This window comes from Amaricoccus macauensis (assembly GCF_014201905.1).
GTDB classification, from domain to species: Bacteria; Pseudomonadota; Alphaproteobacteria; order Rhodobacterales; family Rhodobacteraceae; genus Amaricoccus; species Amaricoccus macauensis.
On the sequence record NZ_JACHFM010000009.1, the window covers coordinates 22,081 to 40,352 of the forward strand.

The following is an 18,272-nucleotide window of genomic DNA, read 5'->3' on the forward strand; positions in this document are numbered from 1 at the left end:
CTCCCGACTTATCTGGGTACGCCATGCCACAAACCGACGAGTCGGAACTGTATGAAGGCGTCAGTTCCGGTGTATCCTGCCGGCAGGCGACGGAATGCTGAAAAATGGCCAATTTGAATGTCGGCTTCATCCTGACGAAGCGCTTCACGCTCTGCGCCTTCGCGACCTTTGTCGATGTGCTGCGGCTCGCGGCCGATGAGGGCGACCGGTCGCGGCCGATCCTCTGCGGATGGCGGGTGCTTTCCCCGACGATGGAGCCGATCGCGTCAAGTTGTGGCGTCGCCGTCCAACCCGACGAGCGTCTCGGCGATCCGACGCGCTTCGACTACGTCGTCGTGGTCGGGGGACTGGTCGACGAGATCGAGAACCTGCACGCCGACGCCGTGCGTTTCCTGGGCCGGGCAGCGGCCGCCGGCGTGCCGCTGGTGGGGGTGTGCACCGGCACCTTCGTCCTGCACCAGGCCGGCCTGATGCACGGCTACCGAGCTTGCGTCAGCTGGTTCCATCGCGATGATTTCCTCGACCGGTTCGAAGGGCTGGAGCCCGTCTCCGACCGGATCTTCGTCGTCGATCGCGACCGGCTGACCTGCTCTGGCGGAATCTCCTCCGCCCATCTCGCCGCCTTCATCGTTGAACGCCACCTCGGCCGGGCGCGGGCGGCAAAGAGCCTGCACATCATGATCATCGACGAGGCCATGGCGGGCGAGCGAGCACAGCCCGGAATGCCGCTGGCGCTCGCCACCGACAATGCCCTGGTCAGAAAGGCGCTGCTCGCCATGCAGCAATCGATCGACGCACCATTGTCGATCGGTCGGATCGTCTCGGCGCTCGGCATCAGCCGGCGCAAGCTCGAACGCCACTTTCGCGAGGCGCTCGGCCTGACGCCTTCCGAAGCGGACCGACTGATACGCGTCGAGCAGGCGAAGCACCTGCTACGCACCACCGATCGGTCCGCCACGCGCATCGCCGCGGACACCGGTTTCTGTGACCTTCCGCACATGATCAAGGTGTTCCGGTCCGCGGTGGGGACTACTCCCGAGGCGTTCCGTCTGGAATCGACCGGCGTCAGGCGAGAAGGAACGCAGCCGTCAACGCCAATCCAATGACCACGATGCCCGCGCGGAGCCAGGCGGTATCGGAGCGACGTCGGGCATAGTGGGCACCGACAAAACCTCCCACCGTCGCGGAGGCCGCGAGGAGGAGGGCGTTGTCCCAGGCGACGAGCCCGGCGAGGGCGAGGGTGAGGGCCGAAGCGGTCGAGAGCAGGACGGAGAGGAGGTTCTTCAGCCCGTTCATCGCGTGGAGGTTGGTGAAGCCCATGAGGCTCAGCGCCGCGAGCAGCAGGATGCCGAGGCCACCGTTGAAATAGCCGCCGTAGACCGCGACGCCGACGACGATCGCGGCGGAGGTCGCAGGTCCGAAGCCGTCGGCCGCCATGAGCGAGACGAGGCGGGGCGCGAAGGCGAAGAGCAGCGTCGCCGCGAACAGCAGCCACGGGACGATCGCGGCGAAGGCCTCGTCGGAGGTGACGGTGAGCAGGAAGGCGCCGGCGAGACCGCCGGCGGCGGTGAGGCCCAGCAGGGCGCCGAGGGAGAGCGCGCCTTCGGCGCGGATGTCGCGGCGGAAGCCCCATGCGCTGCCCATGTAGCCGGGCAGGGCGGTCAACGTCGCGGTTGCATTCGCCATAACCGGCGGCACGCCGATCCAGACGAGCACCGGGAAGGTGAGGAAAGTGCCGCCGCCGGCGACGGCGTTGAGAGCGCCGGCGGCGAAGCCGGCGAGGCAGAGGACGAGGGTCGGGACCATGACGGGACGGCGCTCCTGGGTGGACAGGGCCGCTTGTCGACGATATCGGGATTGGTCTGCAAATTGGTCTGCCAAACGCTCGAAAGATGGATTGCTCCGAAGCCCGCCGGCAGCTCGCCGCGTTCATCGAGACGGAGGTTCCGCACCGGGGAGACCGGCTTCCGGCCGAGCGGACCCTGGCACGACGGATCGGCTGCAGCCGCGAGACCCTGCGGGCGGCGCTCTCCCGCCTCGAGGCCGAGGGGGCGATTTGGCGGCATGTTGGGCAGGGGACGTTCCGTGGGCCGCGGCCCGCCGGCGTGCCCTTACGGGAGACCCTGCTCGTCGCCGTCACCGGACCTGCCGATCTCATGGAGGCCCGCCTGCTCATCGAGCCCCCGGTCGCCCGCGCGGCGGCGACTGGAGGTCGCCGGAGGGATCCCGGGTATCTGCGGCGGCGCGTCGAGGCCGGGCGCCAGGCCCGCGACCTCGCGGCCTGCGAGGCGGCCGACAGCGCCTTTCATCGCGCAGTTGCCGAGACGGCGGGCAACCCCGTGCTGCTCGGCGTCCTCGCTTATCTCGCCGACGCCCGGCGTCGGGCGCCTTGGCAGCACGAATGGGACCGGACCTACCGCCGGATCGGGGTCGCGGAGTTCCGCGGGCGCCACAGCGACCAGCATGCGGCGATCGCCGCGGCGATCGAGGCGAGGGACGGCGCGGCGGCGAGCGGGAGATGCGCGCGCATCTGGAGACGGTCCGGGCCGCGATGGCCACGGCCGGGTGACGGCCGCGGCGGGGGAGGAACTTGGATGAAGGGGCGTCCGGGACGTCAGTCTTCTAGCGGCTTGCCGGCGGTTTCGCGCGCAAGGAGCATGGCGATGAGCGCGACGGCGGCGGCGGCGACGAGATACCAGGCCGGGGCGAGCTTGCTTCCGGTCACACCGATCAGCCAAGTGGCGACGAAGGGCGCGGTGCCGCCGAAGAGCGCGTTGGCGGCATTGAAGCTGAAGGCGAAGCCCGAGTAGCGCACCTTAGTCGGGAAGATCTCCGACAGGAAGCAGGGAAGCGTCCCATCGTTGATCGTCAGCAGTGCGCCGAAGGCGATCTGCACCAGCACGATCATCGCGAAGGAGGCGCCGTCAAGCAAGCTGAAGAGCGGCACTGTCAGTACCATGAACAGGATCGAGGCGGTGACGAGCGCGGTCTTGCGGCCGAAGCGGTCCGAGAGCTGTCCCATCAGAAAAATGAGGAAGATGTAGGCGAAGAGCGAGATGCTGGTGGCGATGAAGGACTCTGTCTGGCCCATGCCCATTTCGGTGATGAGATAGGTCGGCATGTAGCTCAGGATCAGGTAGAAGCCGACGGCGTTGAGGCAGGTCACGCCGAAGGCGATGGCGATCTGCCGGCGGTAGGTGGTGAAGAGCTCGCGCACCGGCGTCGCCTCGACGTGGTGGCTCTCCTCGAGCTCGCGGAACTTCGGCGTGTCCTCGAGCTTCAGCCGGATGTAGAGCCCGACGAGGCCGAGGGGCAGGGCGAGTAGAAACGGCAGCCGCCAGCCGAAGGACTGCATCTGGTCTTCGGTCAGCAGGCCGAACAGCGCCGCCGACATCAGCGAGCCGGCGAGCAGGCCCGCGGCGGTGCTGGCCGGCACCATGCTGGTGTAGAAGCCGCGCCGGTTCGTCGGCGAATACTCGGCGATGAACGAGGTGGCGCCGGCATATTCGCCCGAGGCGGAGAAGCCCTGGACCATGCGCACGACGAGCAGGAGGATCGGCGCCATGATGCCGATCTGCGCGTAGGACGGCAGCAGCGCGATCACCGTCGTCGCTCCGGACATGATCAGGATTGACCAGGAAAGGGCGGTGCGCCGGCCGATCTTGTCGCCGATGCTGCCCCAGACGATGCCGCCGATCGGACGGATGATGAAGGAGATCGCGAAGACGGCGAAGGTGGCGAGAAGCGCCGCCTGGGGCGCGATCTCCGGGAAGAAGGCGTGGGCGATGACCGTAGCGAAATAGCCGTAGGAGGCGTAGTCGAACCATTCGACGAAGTTGCCGATGAAGCTCGCGCCGAGGACCTTGCGCAGGACCGCAGGCGACACCTCGACGTCATGCGGAACTCCGGCCGCTGACGCGGCGGATACGTAGGACATGCTTCACTCCCGATTTTATGTCTTGTTCCTGCCGATCATTCGATCTGGCAGCATTTCGCCTTCCGACCCGCGGTTGCGGGTCGGGGCGAGAGCAGAGGCGACAGTTTCGCCCGTAGCTAGAAGGTTGGTCCGATCACTTCACGATGAGGTGGTCGGGGCCGTAGGGGAAGCCGGTGATGTTCTTGTTGCCATCCTCGGTGATGACGAGGATGTCGTGCTCGCGGTAGCCGCCGGCGCCGGGCATTCCTTCAGGGATGGTGATCATCGGCTCCATCGAGACGACCATGCCGGGCTCCAGCACGGTCTCGCAGTCCTCGCGGAGCTCGAGGCCGGCCTCGCGGCCGTAGTAGTGGCAGAGGACGCCGAAAGAGTGGCCGTAGCCGAAGCTGCGGTACTGCAGGAGGTTCTTCTCGGCGTACATCGCGTTCAGCTCCTTCGCGATGTCGGCGCAGCTGTTGCCGGGCACGAGCAGCTCCTTGCCGCGGTCATGGACGTCGCAGTTGATCTGCCAGAGCCGGATGTTCTCGTCGGTGGCGGTCTCGGCGAAGAGCGTGCGCTCGAGGGCGACGTAGTAGCCCGCGACCATCGGGAAGCAGTTGAGCGAGAGGATGTCGCCCTTCTCGATCTTGCGACTGGTCACCGGGTTGTGGGCGCCGTCGGTGTTGAGGCCCGACTGGAACCAGGTCCAGGTGTCGAGAAGCTCGGCGTGCGGCCAGGTCTTCGCGATCTCGCGCACCATGGTGGCGGTCGAGTGCAGCGCGACCTCGTGCTCGGGGGTGCCGACCCTGGTCGCCTCGACGCAGGCGGCGCCGCCGACGTCGGCGATGCGGGCCATCTCGGTGATGTGGGCGATCTCCTCGGCCGACTTCACCATGCGCAGCCGCATCGCCGGCGCGGCGATGTCGACGAACTCCATGCCGGGGAACTCGGACTTGAGCAGGTTCAGGGTATCGATGTTGACGTGGTCGAACTCGATGCCGAGCCGCTTCACCCCGCCGGTCAGCTGGCGCACGGCATGGAAGTAGTTGTCCTTCTGCCAGTCGGTGTAGGTGACGTTGCCGCCGAAGGTGCGCCGCGCCGGCTGGCCGCCGTCGATACCGGCCGAGATCGAGGTCGAGGCGTCGTGGGTAACGACGAGGCCGTAGCGGCGGCCGAAGTAGCAGAAGAGAAAATCCGAGTAGTAATTGATGTTGTGGTAGGAGGTGAAAAGCGCGGCATCGATGCCGGCCTTCGACATGATGCCTCGCAGAGCATCGAGCCGGCGCTGCATCTCGGCCGCGGAGAAGGTGGGCTTTACCTTCGGGCCGTTTCTGGTGAAGTCCTGAAGGCGATCGCGCTCGAGCTGGGCCGCGTCCATTATGGCTTTCCTCCGATTTTCTTGATCGGCGGAATGTCCGTTCTCGGGCGCCTTTTGTCAAAGGACCGTTTCTCAGGAAAGCATGAGCCATGCTCATGGAGGAGCTCTGATTCCCGGGGGCCATCTCAGTCGAGCCTATCGCGACAGAACGCGTACGGCAGGCAACCGGCGAGCACGAAAAGTCCAAAGAATAGAAAGACGCCTGCATAGCCGCTGCTGTCGAAGATGCGCCCGCTCAGGATCTGCGCCAGTCCCGCCCCGCCCATGGCGAGGAGGTTGAGGAAGGTGACGCCGCGTCCGGCCAGATGGTGGGGAAAGAAACTCCGCCCGTGGGCGATCATCAGCGGATAGGACGAGCCGGCGAAACCGACGACGCAGAGCAGGGCGACGGCGAACCCCAGCCCGCTATCCGGGCAGGCCCCGAGGCCAAACAATGCAGCCGCGAGGAGGAGGTTGCCGCCGAGCACCACGCCCTTGCGCGTTCTGAGCAGGCGATCAATCGGTCCGTAGGCGAAGCTGCCGAGGATCATCGCGACTCCCATGGCAAGAGTGGCGTTGCCAAGCGCGACCGGGCCGAGGTGAAAGACGTCCGCGAGATAGGGCCCGACCCAGAGGCCGCGCACGCCGGCGACGGGAGCGTAGTGGGCTAGCGTGAGTGGCATCAGAAGCAGTGCACCCGGCCTCCGCACGACGGCGAGGAACCCCGCCCTCCTGCGATCCGGAGGCGCCACGCGCGGAGGGTCGCGGACGAAAGCGACGAGGGCGGCTGTGGTCAGGAGCGTAAGAAGCGCGAACAGCCACAGGCAGGCGCGCCATCCGAAGTCGCGGGCGGCCCAAGCCATAGGAGTTGCGGCAGCGAGATTGCCGACCGAGCTAACGCCGATGATGAGACCGGTGAGGCTCGCGAAGAGCGCGGGCGGATAGGCTCTCGCGAAGATGTAGAGCGACACCATCAGGGCCGGCGCGCAACCGGCGCCGATCAGCGCCATGGCCACGGTGACAGCCGCCGGACCCTGCGCGAGCGCGAAGACGGCCGCCCCGACCGCTGCCAGCGCGAGGCCGGCGGCGGTCCGCCGCGGTCCGAGATGGTCAAGCGCGTAGCCGACCGGGAGCTGGAGCCCCGCGAACGCCGCCAGCCAGATCCCCGAGGCGAACGCGAGATCCGCGGCGCTCGCGCCGATGTCGGTGGCGAGGGCAGGCGCGAGCACTGCGAGGAAGGCGCGGTAGAACTGGCTAAGGGTGTAGGCGATCGTCAGTGCCGCGAAGCCGGTCCGCATGGAGTCGATCTTTCGTCGAAAAGCTTGGGGTCATCCGAGCTTGCGCCGTATCCGAGACGACGAGCGCAGGGAAGGCGACGCGATCGCGTCGGGCGCCGACAGTCCCTTGCAAACAAGGCCCGCGTCTGAAACCGAGGAGCAAGCCTCATGAAGGAGTGCCCCGATGGCACAGGCACCGCTCGGCGCACTGCGTGTCTTCGAAGCCGCTGCGCGGCACGGCAGTTTCAGCCGGGCGGCCGACGAACTCTGCGTAACACAGTCGGCCGTGAGCCATCAGATCCGCGGCCTCGAGGCTTGGCTCGGAGCTTCGCTTTTCGAGCGCCGGGGCAATCGAGCGACACTGTTGCCGCACGCCGTGACGCTGGCACAGGCGCTCGAGCGTTCGTTTGAAGAGATCGAGGACGCCTGCAGTCGTGCACGCCGCGCTGGCGGACCGCCGAAGCTCACCATTGCGGCGATACCGTCGGTGGCGGTGTGCTGGCTCATACCGCGGCTCGACGAATTCCGGGCGCTGACGCCGGCGACGGAGGTGCGTCTGGTTTACGCGTTCCACGGTCAGCCGATCGATTTCCGGGATGTCGATGTCGCGATCGTGTTTGCGGCCGTTCCGCCTGCCCCGGAGGGCGCAGTGGTCGAGAAGTTCCTATCCGGCGAAACCGCGCCCGTCTGCGCGCCGCACCTCGGACTGAACTCTTCCGCGACCGGCGCAGAAATGGTGCGCGCGGGACTTCTGCACGATGCGGACGCGACGGGCTGGCGAACCTGGCTGCAAGACGAGGGTGAGCCGGACGGCGCTGCGCCGGGCCCGGTGTTCGAGGATTTCAACCTGCTCCGGGCGGCCGCGCTGGCGGGCCAGGGGATTGCCCTTTGTCCATTGGCTATCGTTTCGGACGATCTGCTCGAAGGGCGGTTGATCCAGCTTTCCGAGAAAACGATCCGCGCAGATTCGGGATACTATGTCCTGATCCGTGATGATGATCACTTGCCCTCCCCATCCGTGGTCAAGCTCTTTCGCGACTGGATATTGTCCACGGGGCAGGCAACGGGCGCGTCCTCGATCATGTAGATGACAGCTCCGCCTAACTTCGCTGGAGCACGCGCTTCTCAGGATGCTTCCCGCACCGACCGCGCGGGAAGCATTGAACTTCTGGAGGTCAGAGGTCTTCGCGGCCAAGGCGATGGCCGCCGGCAATGTCGGCCCAGCTCGCCCCGCGCGACGTGGCGAGGAACCGATCCGCGAAGCCGCTGTCGATCTCTGCCTGCCGATGGTTCGGGAGGACGACCGCGCGCATCAGCACGACATAGAGGATCAAGCCGAGCGGGAAGCCGATCAGCACCGCATACTGCGGCCACCAGGCGGCGACGCCGCCGGCGACCACCCAGGCCGCCAGTCCTGCCCAGTTGAAGCCGCCGCTGTAGCGGAACTGGCCGTCGACGCGGTAGAGGTCCGGCACGTTCAGGCGCCGGCGCCGGATCAGGTAGTAGTCCGCCACCATGATGCCGCCGATCGCCGACAGGAAGGCGCCGTAGTAGCCGAGGAACACGAAGAGGTTGTCGAGAAGCGCCCACGGGAAGCAGACGGTGCCGACGACGCCGGCGAGCGCCACCGCGATGCGGTAGTTAATGACCTTCGGCGCCGCGTTGACGAAGGTGAGCGCGGCGGGGATCAGGTTGGCGGCGGTGTTGGTCGACCACTGCGCCAGCACGACGAGGGCGAGGAGCGCGAGGAGTGCGACGCCCTTGGCGTCGGCCTGGATGACCTCGATCGGGTTCCAGTTGCCGGTCGCGATCCAGGAGACCGCACCGATGCCCGCGACCATCGCCTGCGTCAGCGGCAGCGCGATGAGCTGGCCGGCGAAGACCCGGCGGTTCCTGGCGACGAAGCCGCGGGCGCCGGGCTCTGTCCTGACGAAGCGGGTGAGGTTCGGGATATCGATCGCCATCGTCGACCAGAAGCCGAGGTTGGCGACGAAGAGCACGAGGAGCGACATGTCGCCGGACGCGCGGAAGTTCCAGATGTTCAGCCCCTTGGTCTCAGCGATGCCGTCGAGGGTGAAGTACATCCAGACCGAGATCGCGATGATCGCCGGCGCGGCGAGCGAGGCGAGCTTCTCGACCGCCTTGATGCCGGCGGCGGTGTTCACCACCTGCACGACGGCGAAGAGCACGTACCAGACGAACCAGTTGTCGAAGCCGAGGAAGTACGACCCGATGCCGTTGAGCGCGATCGCGCCGAGGTAGGTCTGGATGCCGAACCACATCGCGGCGACGAGCCCGCGCGAGAGCGAGGGCAGGTGCGTACCGTAGATGCCGAAGGGCGCCCGCAGGTAGACCGCGAACGGCAGGCCGTGCTCGGTGCCGATGTCGGCGGTGAGCAGCATGAAGGCGCCGAGGATGAGGTTGGCGGCGAAGATCGTCAGCACCACCTCGGAAAGCCCGATGCCGCCCTGCGCGCCGGTCGCCCCGAGCGAGAAGGTGGCGATGATGACGGCAATGCCGACCCAGATCCAGGCGTAGCCCCAGGCGCCGATCGGGCGCTGGTCGAGCCCGGTCGGGAGGATCGATTCCTCGACGAGCGGGTTGCGGTCGGGCGCCAGCACGCCCTCGGGAGTTGTCAGGGTCATCGGATGGTCCTTGACGGTCGGCCGAGGCGCGCCGCGCGGCGATTGGCGGCCCTCGGGCTCGAGGGTGAAAGCAGTAAGGCCGCCGGATCGATCCGGCGGCCTCTCGAAGCTTCAGGCGCGCATGCGGGCCCGCAGGGCCTCGGTGGCGGCGGCGTCCACCGTCTCGGCTTTCAGGTCGACGACGACGCCGTAGGCCTCCCGGGCGTGCTCGGCGGAATAGAAGCCGTCGAGCACGTCCTCGAGCACCTTCCGGGCCGGCCGCCTGAGCGGCGAGCCGTAACCGCCGCCGTTCGGGCTGTAGTAGGCCATCACGTCGTTCGCCTCGACGGCGAAGCCCGAGAACTTCGAGGGCATCTCCTTCACCTCGCCGGGCTTGCTGGTGTTGTAGACGAGGCACTTGCCGACCGTGCCCTCCCGGCCGCCGAAGGCACCCCAGGGCGCGTCGGTGTGCCGCTCGGACTCGTGGGTGATGAAGCCCGGGGTCAGCACCCGCTGCGCCTTGACGACGCCGATCCCGCCCCGGTGCTCGCCCGCCCCCGGCGGCTCGTCGTCGCGCAGCTCGTAGCGGTCGCAGATCATCGGGATGTGCATCGCGAGATCCTCGAGCGGGTTGTTGCGGGTGTTCGCCATCAGGTTGTCGATCGAGTCCGGCCCGTCCGAGTGCGGCCGGCCGCCGTAGGCCCCTTCGTTCACCTCGAGAAACACCCAGTAGTCGCCGGAGGGCCGCACGCCCGAGTAGGCCGCGAACGAGATCGAGGCGGAGGAGCCGGCGATCACCCGATCTGGCAGTACCGGGGCGAGCGCTTTAAGGATGAGGTCGATCATCCGGTTGCACTGGGTGAAGCGCGCCTCCGCCGAGGCCGGCGCCTTCGGGTTGAAGATCGAGCCGAGCGGCGCGGTGATCTTCACCGGGCGGAACGAGCCCTCGTTCGAGGGCGCCCGCACGTCTGAGGTGACGGCATCAAGCAGGAGCTTGCGGAAGGCGCAGTAGGCGGCGACCTTGGTCGAGCCCTCGAAGGGCACGTTGTAGGCGGTCGGCGTTTGGTCCGCGGAGCCGGTCAGGTCCACCTCGACGCCGTCGCCCCTCACCTTCACCGTCACCTTGACCTTCAGCCGCTGGTCGCGGTTGCGGCCGTCGTCGTCGAGCCAGCCCTCGGCGACGTAGTCGCCGTCCGGGATCTCGGCGATGCGCTGGCGCATCAGCCGCTCGGAGTAGTCCATGAGCTGGTTGCCGGCGGCGAAGACCGTCGCCTCGCCGTACTTCTCGATGAGCTCGACGAACCGCTTCGCCCCAAGCCGCGCCGAGGCGACCTGCGCCTCGATGTCGGCGACGAGCTGGCCGGCGGCGCGGGAGTTGCGGCGGATGAAGTTCCACATCGCCCGATTCGGCTCGCCCTTGCGGTAGAGCTTGGTGCCGGCGAAGAGCATGCCCTCGGCGAAGACGTCTGGCACGTCGATGATGAGGCCGGGCGTCGCCGCACCGATGTCGACGTGGTGCGCGGTGTTGGCGGCGTAGCCGACGAGCCGGCCCTTGAAGAACACCGGCACGACGATGGCGAGGTCGGGCGTGTGGCTCGACCCGTGGTAGGGGTGGTTGTGGACGACGACGTCGCCCTCGTACCACTCGCCGTCGTCGATCGTCTCGGCGATGCCGCGCAGGTAGCCCGGGATCGAGCCGATGTGCATCGGGGTAGATTCCGACTCGCAGAGGGTGTTGAAGTCGAGGTCGAACAGCCCGGCGCCGAGGTCCTGGCTCTCGCGGATGATCGAGGAGAACGACATCCGGTAGAGGACGTGCCCCATCTCCTCGGCGATGGTCTCGAAGGCGCCGCGGATCACCTGGAGGGTGATCGGATCGACCTCGGTCCGGGGCTCGACGGCGGACTTCTTAAGGGTAGCGGTGGTCATGGTGAGGGCTCCTCAGGCGACGCCGAGCGCGTGAATGCGGATGTTGCCGTAGTCGAGCAGGTCGGCGGCGTAGCCGGGTGGAACGAGGGTATTCGAGTCGTGCTGGACGAGGATCGCCGGGCCCTCGATCCGGTCGCCGGCGAGGAGCTTCTTCCGGTCGTAGCGCGGCGTGTCGAGCGTGTGGCCGTCATCGAAGGTGGTCTTGCGCACGAACATCAAGGCGCGATCGGTGCTCGAGCCGTCGCTGCGGTCGACCTTCGGGATCTCGATCCGCCGCACCGCCGCCGAGCCGATGGCGCGCAGCGTGATGATCTCGACCTCCTGGTCGGGATAACTGTAGCCGTAGTCGACTTGGTGCTGGGTGTGGAAGCTCTCGACGATGACCGTCTTGTTCGCCTGCGTCACTGCGCCGTCGGGCATGGCGGCGCGAAGCTCGAAGCCCTGGCCGTGGTAGCGGCACTCGGCGACGAGCTCGATCACCTGGTCCCCGCGCGCGATGCCGTCGGCGTCGAGATCCGCGGTGATCACTTCGCGGAGCGACTCCCGGGCGACGTTCAGCCGGTCGAGATCGGCGTCGGTGGCGGCGCCAAGCTCGATCAGGCCCGACTCGGTGTGCTCGTAGCGGAGGTCGGACTTCAGGAGCCCGACGGCCGCGGTGATGCCGGGCGCCACCGGCACGATCACGTCCTTGGCCGAGACCGCCTCGGCGAGCGCGACGCCGTGGAGCGGACCGGCGCCGCCGAACGGCATGATCGAGAAGTCGCGGGGGTCGATGCCGCGGGCGACCGAGTTCGAGCGGATCGCGAGCGCCATGTTGTTGTTGATGATCTTGATGATTCCGAGCGCCGCGTCGGTCACGCTGAGGCCGAGGGGCTTCGCCACCTTCTCCTCGACCGCCTTGCGCGAAAGCTCCGGGTCGAGCTTCAGGTCGCCGCCGAGCGCGAGGTCGGGGTCGAGTCGGCCGAGCACCACCTGGGCGTCGGTCACCGTCGGCTCCTCGCCGCCGCGGCCGTAGCAGGCGGGGCCGGGCTCCGAGCCCGCCGAGCGCGGGCCGACGTTGAAGCCGCCCGCCTCGTCGATGAAGGCGACCGAGCCGCCGCCGGCGCCGATCGTCACAAGGTCGATCATCGGCGTGAGCACCGGGTGGCCGCCGACGTAGGTGTCGCGCGGGTTCATGATCTTCACGGTGCCGCCCGGGATCGTCGAGATGTCGGCCGAGGTGCCGCCGATGTCGACGGTGATGACGTTCGCGACGCCGGCCATCTCGCCCTCCGAGGCGCCGCCGATGACGCCGCCCGCCGGGCCCGACATCAGGATGCGGATCGGCCGCTTCGCGCAGGCCTCGACGGTCGAGACGCCGCCGTTCGACTGCATGATGCGGAGCTTGGAGGCGACGCCGGCATTGCGCAGCCGCGCCTCGAGGTCGTTGAGGTAGAAGGCGGTCTTCGGCCCGACGTAGCAGTTCATCGCCGCGGTTGAGAACCGCTCGTACTCGCGCATGACCTTCGCCACCTCGCTCGAGAGGGTGACGTAGGCGTCGGGCAGCTCCTCGAGCACGATCTCCCTGGCGCGGCGCTCGTGGGCGTCGTTCAGGAACGCGAACATGAAGCCGATGACGATCGAGTCGATCCCGCGGCGCCGGAAGACCGCGCAGGCGTCGCGGACCGCGGCCTCGTCGAGCGGGGTCTCAACCGTGCCGGTCGGCGGCAGGATGCGCTCGGGGATCGCGATCCGGTTCCGGCGCTTGACGAGCGGCTGGCTCTGCCACGGCACGTCGAAGTGCAGCGAGAAGTTGTAGGGCCGCTTGTGGCGGCCAATGTGCAGGATGTCGCGGAAGCCTTCGGTCGTCAGCATCCCGCATTCCGAGCCGTTGTGCTCGATCGTGATGTTGGTCGCGGTGGTCGTGCCGTGGACGATCGTCTCGACCTCGGCCGGCTCGATCTCGGCCTTGGCGCAGAGCGCCTTGACACCCTCGACGACGCCGATCGACTGGTTCTTAAGCGTGGTCGGGACCTTGTGGTAGAAGACGCCCTTGCGGCACTCGAGCACCAGGTCGGTGTTGGTGCCGCCGACGTCGACGCCGATTCTCGCCATTTGATTTCCTCCAGAATGGATCGTTGTGGGACGCGGATCAGGCGGCCGGCCGGGCGACCGCCGGCGTCGCTGGCGTCCCTTGCCCTGCCGCCCGGAAGCGGCGGCCCGGGCGCAGGGCGAAGGCGACCGCGAAGATCGCGAAGGTCTGCAGAAGCCCGGCGACCCGGTTGCCTTCGGGGAAGAAGGTGACCGCGATGATCGGCGCCATGAAGCCGTAGATCGCGAAGTCGAACCATTCGATCACCGTCCCGGCGACCGCGGCCGTGGTGACCTTGCGCAGGGTAGCGGAATCCGCATGCAAGCCGGGCGTGCCGTGCTGTGACATCGGGGCGTTTCCTCTCTGGATCGGCCCCGGCGCCGCGTTCGACGGGGGCGCTTTCTGAGGCGGAGCGGCGTCGCCGCTCCGCCCTTTGGGGCCGGGCTTACTCCGCGGCGGCGCGGGTCTCGCCCTTGATCGAGTTCAGGTACGCCACGCACTCGTCAACGGTGTGGACGTCGCCGAACTTCGCGTCGATGTCGAAGAGGTTCCAGGCGACCGCGCCCGGCACCCGGTCGCCGATCGCTTCCTTGACCGCGATGGTGCGGAAGCCGTCGGCGATGCCGTCGCAGATCGTCTGCCGCACGCAGGCGCAGGCGGTGACGCCGGTGACGAGGATGGTGTCGACGCCGTTCGCCCGCAGGATGCCGGCGAGCTCGGTGCCGTGAAACGAGGAGGCGCGCTTCTTCAGCAGGGTGTACTCGCCTTCGACCGGCGCGATCCGGCTGTCGATCGCCCAGAGATCCTTGTTGGCGAGATCGACCACGTCGACCGGGATCTTGTTGTGCCAGAGGCCCATGTCGGTGAACGGCGCATTGCGGTCGGTGATCTCGTAGGCGGTGGTGACGTGGATCACCGGGTGACCGTTGGCGCGGCAGGCCTCGAGCAGCTTCTGCATGCCCGGGATGATCTCGTTGTCCATCTTCTCCTGGTCGCAGGTGAAGGGGTTGCCCGGGCGGGTCCAGGCGTTGGCGAGATCGACGCTGACGAGCGCCGGCCGCTTGCCGAAGCCGACGCGACGCTGGAAGCCGCGCTGCTTGTAGATCTCGCTCGCGGCCGCGAAGGCTTCGTTGAGCATACGGTCGAGTTCCTTGTTGTCCACGTCGGACATGAGCGTCTCCTCTGCCGAACGCGCATGCGTCGGCCGCATTGGAAGTTTCCGTTTCGGGGATCGTCGTACGACTCGCTGCCATACTTCCCGAAACAACAATGCGCCGCTCGCAACCGCCGCGGAATTGCCGAATCGGCATGTTTTATTGCATGAAATGCATCAGAGCTCGGAGGCCGCGAATGGACAGCCCGGCTGGTCTTGACCTAGTGCATTCCTTCCTTGTCGTCGCCGACGAACTGAACTTCCGCCGCAGCGCCGAGCGGTTGAATGTGGACCAGTCGGCGCTCACACGCCGCATCCAGCGCCTCGAACAGGCCGTCGGCTTCCGCCTACTCGAACGGACCACACGCGAAGTGACTCTCACCGCAGGTGGTCGGCGGTTCTACGAAGAAAACGTCGGGCTGCTGCAGCGCTACACCGCCTCAGTGGCGACGGCACGTGCAATTTCCGAAGGTCGGGCAGGCACGGTCCGCGTCGCTTACATGGCCTTTGCCGCGACCGAACTCATGCCGCGCGCGGTCGCCCGGTTCGGTCAGATTCATCCGCAGATCGAGGTTAAGCTCACCTATACCCGCACTCAGGGTCAGAAGCTTGCGCTCGCCAGTGATGAGATTGACGTAGGCTACATGATAGGCCCCTTTATCCACTCCGAGTATCACAGCGTCCAGCTCGCATTGGATCAGCTCTATCTAGTTGGTCCGCGCAATCATCCTCTTATGCGACGTGCCGCGGTTCGTCTGGCTGATCTGGCCGGTGCCGACCTGATCTTAGGAGACATGGTCGAGTGGGGCGAGTTCCGCTGGCGTCTTGCAGACCTTTTTCATAGCAATGGCATTCCAATGCAGGTCAGCGTGGAAGCCTCAAACACGCTCGCTTTGATAGGCTTGGTCGCCGCAGGTCTTGGACTGACAATCTACCCTGAGAGCCTTATTGGGTTCTTGGGTCGCAATGTCGAAGTCCGCCCAATTCAGCACCCAGACTTCCGAAGCGAAACGGTGCTCGTTTGGAAGCGCACTAACCGTTCAGGCCCAACTCGTCGCTTTATCGAGGTAGCCACGAATCTCCAACCTCGAGTTTAGTACTAATTATGCGCGAATGTAGAGCTCGGGCTCATGCTCGGCCAGCACCTTACAGCGTGTATTCGTACCTGCTGGAAGGTGAATCTCGAGAATACCACGCCGACCCCGCCGCCGACCGACCTGAACTATAATGTCGAGAGTTCGTACCGCATACTCCAGCACATCACGACGAGTTTGCCGGCTGCCTACATGCATCACCATAAGGGCCAGACGCTCGAGCGCGAGGGTCGGACTGTCCGCATGGATCGTGCTGATCGAACCTGGGTGTCCGGTATTGATGGCCTCCAGGAAAGCGAGCGCCTCCTCGCCGCGCATTTCTCCAAGGATCAACCGATCCGGCCGCATCCGCAGCGCCGCGACCAGCAGCTTCGCCGGCGTCCGCTCCGACTCCCCAGAGCGCTCGGCGATCAGCGCTACGCTGTTCTCGTGCGGCAGATGCAGTTCTCGGGCGTCTTCGATCGTCACCAACCGCTCAGTCGGGTTGGTTAGGGACAGGAGTGCCCGAGCCACCGTTGTTTTCCCCGAAGATGTGCCGCCAGAGACGAGGATGTTCATCCGCTGATCAATCGCCTGCTGGAACAGCTCGGCAAGTCGGCCGGCCTCGGCCAGCTTCGCGATCTCCGCAAGCCGCGCCCGTCGCTCGCCCTCAACACTAATCTGTCGCCCCTCCAGGAGCCCGATCTCGCTGACGTCGAGGATCCGCGACACGTACTTCCGGATCGACAGCGAGGCGCCTTCCTCGACCGCCGGCGGCACGACGATCTGCACCCGCAGGACCTGCCCGAAGGCATGCAGGCTCCCCGATACTATCGGATGCTTCGGTCCGAGCCGGTTCATCGTTTCGCCCGCGAGGTGCTTGCTGAGCTGAAGCACCTTCCCCGGCGGGAACCGGTGCCCGGTCTTCACCATGTGCTCTGCGTCGGCGCGCTCGGCCCAGACCACGCCGTCGGGGTTGATCACCACCTCGTTGATGTCGTCGGCGACGAGCAGCGGCCGGAGCTCGCGAAGGTCGTGCTCGGCATGGCTGCTGGAGGCGAGCAGGGGAGGGGCCTCGTTCACTAGAATACCAAGTCCCTGTTGACGAAGATGGTGAGCCGGTCGCCCTGGTCGACGTTGATCGTCGGCGGGATCCGCAGGTAGGCGTCGAGCGCCGAGCGCGAGGTCGATTCGAGGTCGCCGCCCATGGCGTCGATCGCGTCGGCAACATCCTCGTCGGTCTCGTCGTCGATGGCGAACTGCGGCCCGAGCGCGAAGATCGAGATCAGGGCGGCGGAGCCGAACCGCTCCCAGAAATGCGTGTCGACGTGCCCGGTCTGCCCGCTCCGCCCCAGTGCGTCCGCGCCGATGCCGCCCAAGGCGACGCTGGTGCCCGCCGGCGTCACTGCCCGGTTCCAGGCGATCAGCGCCCGGCGTTGCGCGATCTTCATGTTCGAGCTGTAGCTGCCGATCAGCCGGGTGCCGCGGGGCAGGAGGGTGGTCGACCCGTCGTAGGAGACGACGTCCTCGGTCAGCACCGCCCGGATCGCGCCGGGGAGGTCGGTGTTGATCGCGGTCTCGAGCACGCCCTCGAGGATCGTGCCCTGGACGATGGTCCGGGACGGGTCGGCGATCTGCTCGGCCCGCACGGTCTTGTGGGTCTGCTCGGCCGCCGCGGCGAGGAAGCCCTCGTTCTCGGAGAGCCGGCGCCCGCCAGCGCCGCCGGCCGCGGTCTCACCGCCGTTCACCCCGTCGATCACCACCCCGTTCGAGGCGATCTGCGCCTTGTTGATCGCCTCCCGGCGCTTCTTCTCCTCCTCCATTCGCTTCCGCGCCTCGGCCTCGGCCGCCGCGCCCGTCGGGTCGACGCCGGCGGTGACGGGGTTCTGGGCGAGGAGCTGGCGGGTGATCTCGGCGCGAAGCTGCGCGGCATTCTGGTCGAGCATCGTCTGCAGCTCCTCCCGGGTCATGCCGCCCGGCTGATCGGCGAGCGCCCGCACGCGCGCCTCCATCTGATCGAGACGCAGCTGATCCTCCGGGGTCAGGCCTTGGGCCTTCGGCTGCTGCACCGGCAGCTCGGTCGAGAGCTGCGCGGTGTCGACGCTGCTCTGCCCATGCGGCACCTCGGTCGAGATGCCGTCGGTGAAGGCCGCCGGCTGCTGCATGTCCTGCGGCCGCGAGGTGCCGAAGCCGAAGAGCGAGCGAACCTGTGCCGGGGCGAAGGTCCAGAGGGCGCCGATGACGAGCAGCACGGCGATGAGGATGCCGCCGGCGATGCGCGGCCCGCGGCCGGGACGGACCGGCGCCATCCGCCGGCGGATAAGCTCGAGACGGGCGAGTTCCTCCTCGCTCTTCTCGGTCATTTCGGGAGGCCGGGGATGGCGGAGGCGGGCTGACTGGTAGCGACGAGATAGCCGGAGCGGAGCGCCTTGGCGCGGCGGCCGCCGGGAACCGTCTTGATAACCCGCTCGTGGGCGACGCAGAGCTCTTCATCGCCAATCCGGAGCGTCCAGCGGTCGGAGGTGCCCATGACCACGGCGCCGGTCTCGGTCTCGCGGACGTTGATGATGCTTTCGCGGCCCTGCTCGTCGACGCGGAAGATCGCCGGCCGCGGCGCGTCGCGCGAAAATTCGAAGGTGGTGCGCCGGCCGTCGTCGTAGACCGCCACGGGGCGGAACTTGGTCGCGGCGCCCGCGACGTAGTAGTTCGGGTCGCGCGGCCGCGCCTGCTCGACCTGGCGGCTTGCCACCCTCGCCCGCTCGCGGTCGGGGTATCGAAAACCGATCCGGTAGCTGAGGGTCGAGGAGCCGGCCGGGATCGGCACGGCGCGGAGCTCGAAGGTGTAGGTGTTCTGCGAGGTGTAGACCGTCAT

15 protein-coding genes and 1 pseudogene are annotated in these 18,272 nt (G+C 67.3%); 4 read left to right on the forward strand and 12 right to left on the reverse strand.

What is annotated here, in order from left to right:
- The first annotated feature begins 104 nt into the window (after positions 1–104).
- On the forward strand, positions 105–1,106 hold the full coding sequence (locus tag HNP73_RS22130) for a GlxA family transcriptional regulator (RefSeq protein ID WP_184155386.1): 1,002 nt from the start codon (positions 105–107) through the stop codon (positions 1,104–1,106).
- Here the strand turns inward: HNP73_RS22130 and HNP73_RS22135 are convergent.
- Positions 1,066–1,806 carry a sulfite exporter TauE/SafE family protein gene (locus HNP73_RS22135; protein ID WP_184155389.1) on the reverse strand — a complete coding sequence of 247 codons (741 nt, stop codon included), beginning with the start codon at positions 1,804–1,806 and terminating at the stop codon, positions 1,066–1,068. The genes HNP73_RS22130 and HNP73_RS22135 overlap by 41 nt on opposite strands.
- A gap of 86 nt (positions 1,807–1,892) precedes the next feature.
- Here HNP73_RS22135 and HNP73_RS22140 point away from each other — a divergent pair.
- Positions 1,893–2,465, forward strand: a pseudogene (locus HNP73_RS22140) (FadR/GntR family transcriptional regulator); the annotation flags it as partial.
- A 149-nt stretch (positions 2,466–2,614) separates the two neighbouring features.
- Here the strand turns inward: HNP73_RS22140 and HNP73_RS22145 are convergent.
- The 3 genes from HNP73_RS22145 to HNP73_RS22155 form a co-directional block, all read right to left on the reverse strand.
- Positions 2,615–3,937, reverse strand: coding sequence for an MFS transporter (locus HNP73_RS22145; protein WP_184155391.1), 1,323 nt, complete (start codon positions 3,935–3,937; stop codon positions 2,615–2,617).
- Between the two features lie 133 nt (positions 3,938–4,070).
- Positions 4,071–5,294 (reverse strand): aminopeptidase P family protein, encoded by a 1,224-nt coding sequence (locus HNP73_RS22150; protein ID WP_184155394.1) that lies wholly within the window; start codon positions 5,292–5,294, stop codon positions 4,071–4,073.
- A 125-nt stretch (positions 5,295–5,419) separates the two neighbouring features.
- Positions 5,420–6,571 carry an MFS transporter gene (locus HNP73_RS22155; RefSeq protein WP_184155397.1) on the reverse strand — a complete coding sequence of 384 codons (1,152 nt, stop codon included), beginning with the start codon at positions 6,569–6,571 and terminating at the stop codon, positions 5,420–5,422.
- Between the two features lie 163 nt (positions 6,572–6,734).
- On the opposite strand from HNP73_RS22155, the gene HNP73_RS22160 reads away from it, so the two are divergent.
- The gene (locus HNP73_RS22160) at positions 6,735–7,637 is read left to right on the forward strand and encodes a LysR substrate-binding domain-containing protein (protein WP_184155400.1); all 903 of its coding nucleotides are present in this window, start codon (positions 6,735–6,737) and stop codon (positions 7,635–7,637) included.
- A gap of 88 nt (positions 7,638–7,725) precedes the next feature.
- On the opposite strand, the gene HNP73_RS22165 is transcribed toward HNP73_RS22160, so the two are convergent.
- From HNP73_RS22165 to HNP73_RS22185, 5 genes are all read right to left on the reverse strand, one after another.
- Positions 7,726–9,195 (reverse strand): NCS1 family transporter, encoded by a 1,470-nt coding sequence (locus tag HNP73_RS22165; protein ID WP_184155403.1) that lies wholly within the window; start codon positions 9,193–9,195, stop codon positions 7,726–7,728.
- Positions 9,196–9,306: 111 nt separating this feature from the next.
- Positions 9,307–11,103, reverse strand: a complete 1,797-nt coding sequence (locus tag HNP73_RS22170; RefSeq protein WP_184155406.1) for a hydantoinase B/oxoprolinase family protein — start codon at positions 11,101–11,103, stop codon at positions 9,307–9,309.
- 12 nt (positions 11,104–11,115) lie between these two features.
- Complete coding sequence (locus tag HNP73_RS22175) at positions 11,116–13,197, reverse strand: hydantoinase/oxoprolinase family protein (RefSeq protein WP_184155408.1); 2,082 nt, start codon at positions 13,195–13,197, stop codon at positions 11,116–11,118.
- A gap of 37 nt (positions 13,198–13,234) precedes the next feature.
- Positions 13,235–13,522, reverse strand: a complete 288-nt coding sequence (locus tag HNP73_RS22180; protein WP_184155410.1) for a hypothetical protein — start codon at positions 13,520–13,522, stop codon at positions 13,235–13,237.
- Between the two features lie 97 nt (positions 13,523–13,619).
- On the reverse strand, positions 13,620–14,345 hold the full coding sequence (locus HNP73_RS22185) for an isochorismatase family protein (protein ID WP_184155412.1): 726 nt from the start codon (positions 14,343–14,345) through the stop codon (positions 13,620–13,622).
- 179 nt (positions 14,346–14,524) lie between these two features.
- On the opposite strand from HNP73_RS22185, the gene HNP73_RS22190 reads away from it, so the two are divergent.
- A complete protein-coding gene (locus HNP73_RS22190; protein WP_184155414.1) occupies positions 14,525–15,424 on the forward strand; it encodes a LysR family transcriptional regulator in 900 nt (299 codons plus the stop codon).
- Between the two features lie 6 nt (positions 15,425–15,430).
- Here HNP73_RS22190 and HNP73_RS22195 read toward each other — a convergent pair whose 3' ends face one another.
- The 3 genes from HNP73_RS22195 to HNP73_RS22205 all read right to left on the reverse strand — a co-directional run.
- The gene (locus HNP73_RS22195; RefSeq protein WP_343063431.1) at positions 15,431–16,483 is read right to left on the reverse strand and encodes an ATPase, T2SS/T4P/T4SS family; all 1,053 of its coding nucleotides are present in this window, start codon (positions 16,481–16,483) and stop codon (positions 15,431–15,433) included.
- Positions 16,483–17,763: a TraB/TrbI/VirB10 family type IV secretion system protein gene (locus HNP73_RS22200; protein ID WP_184155416.1), complete on the reverse strand. Its 1,281-nt coding sequence runs from the start codon at positions 17,761–17,763 to the stop codon at positions 16,483–16,485. Before HNP73_RS22200 ends, HNP73_RS22195 begins: the two co-directional genes overlap by 1 nt.
- Positions 17,760–18,272, reverse strand: a 513-nt coding sequence (locus tag HNP73_RS22205; protein ID WP_184155418.1) for a TrbG/VirB9 family P-type conjugative transfer protein, incomplete at its 5' end; no start/stop codon positions are given. The genes HNP73_RS22200 and HNP73_RS22205, both read right to left, overlap by 4 nt.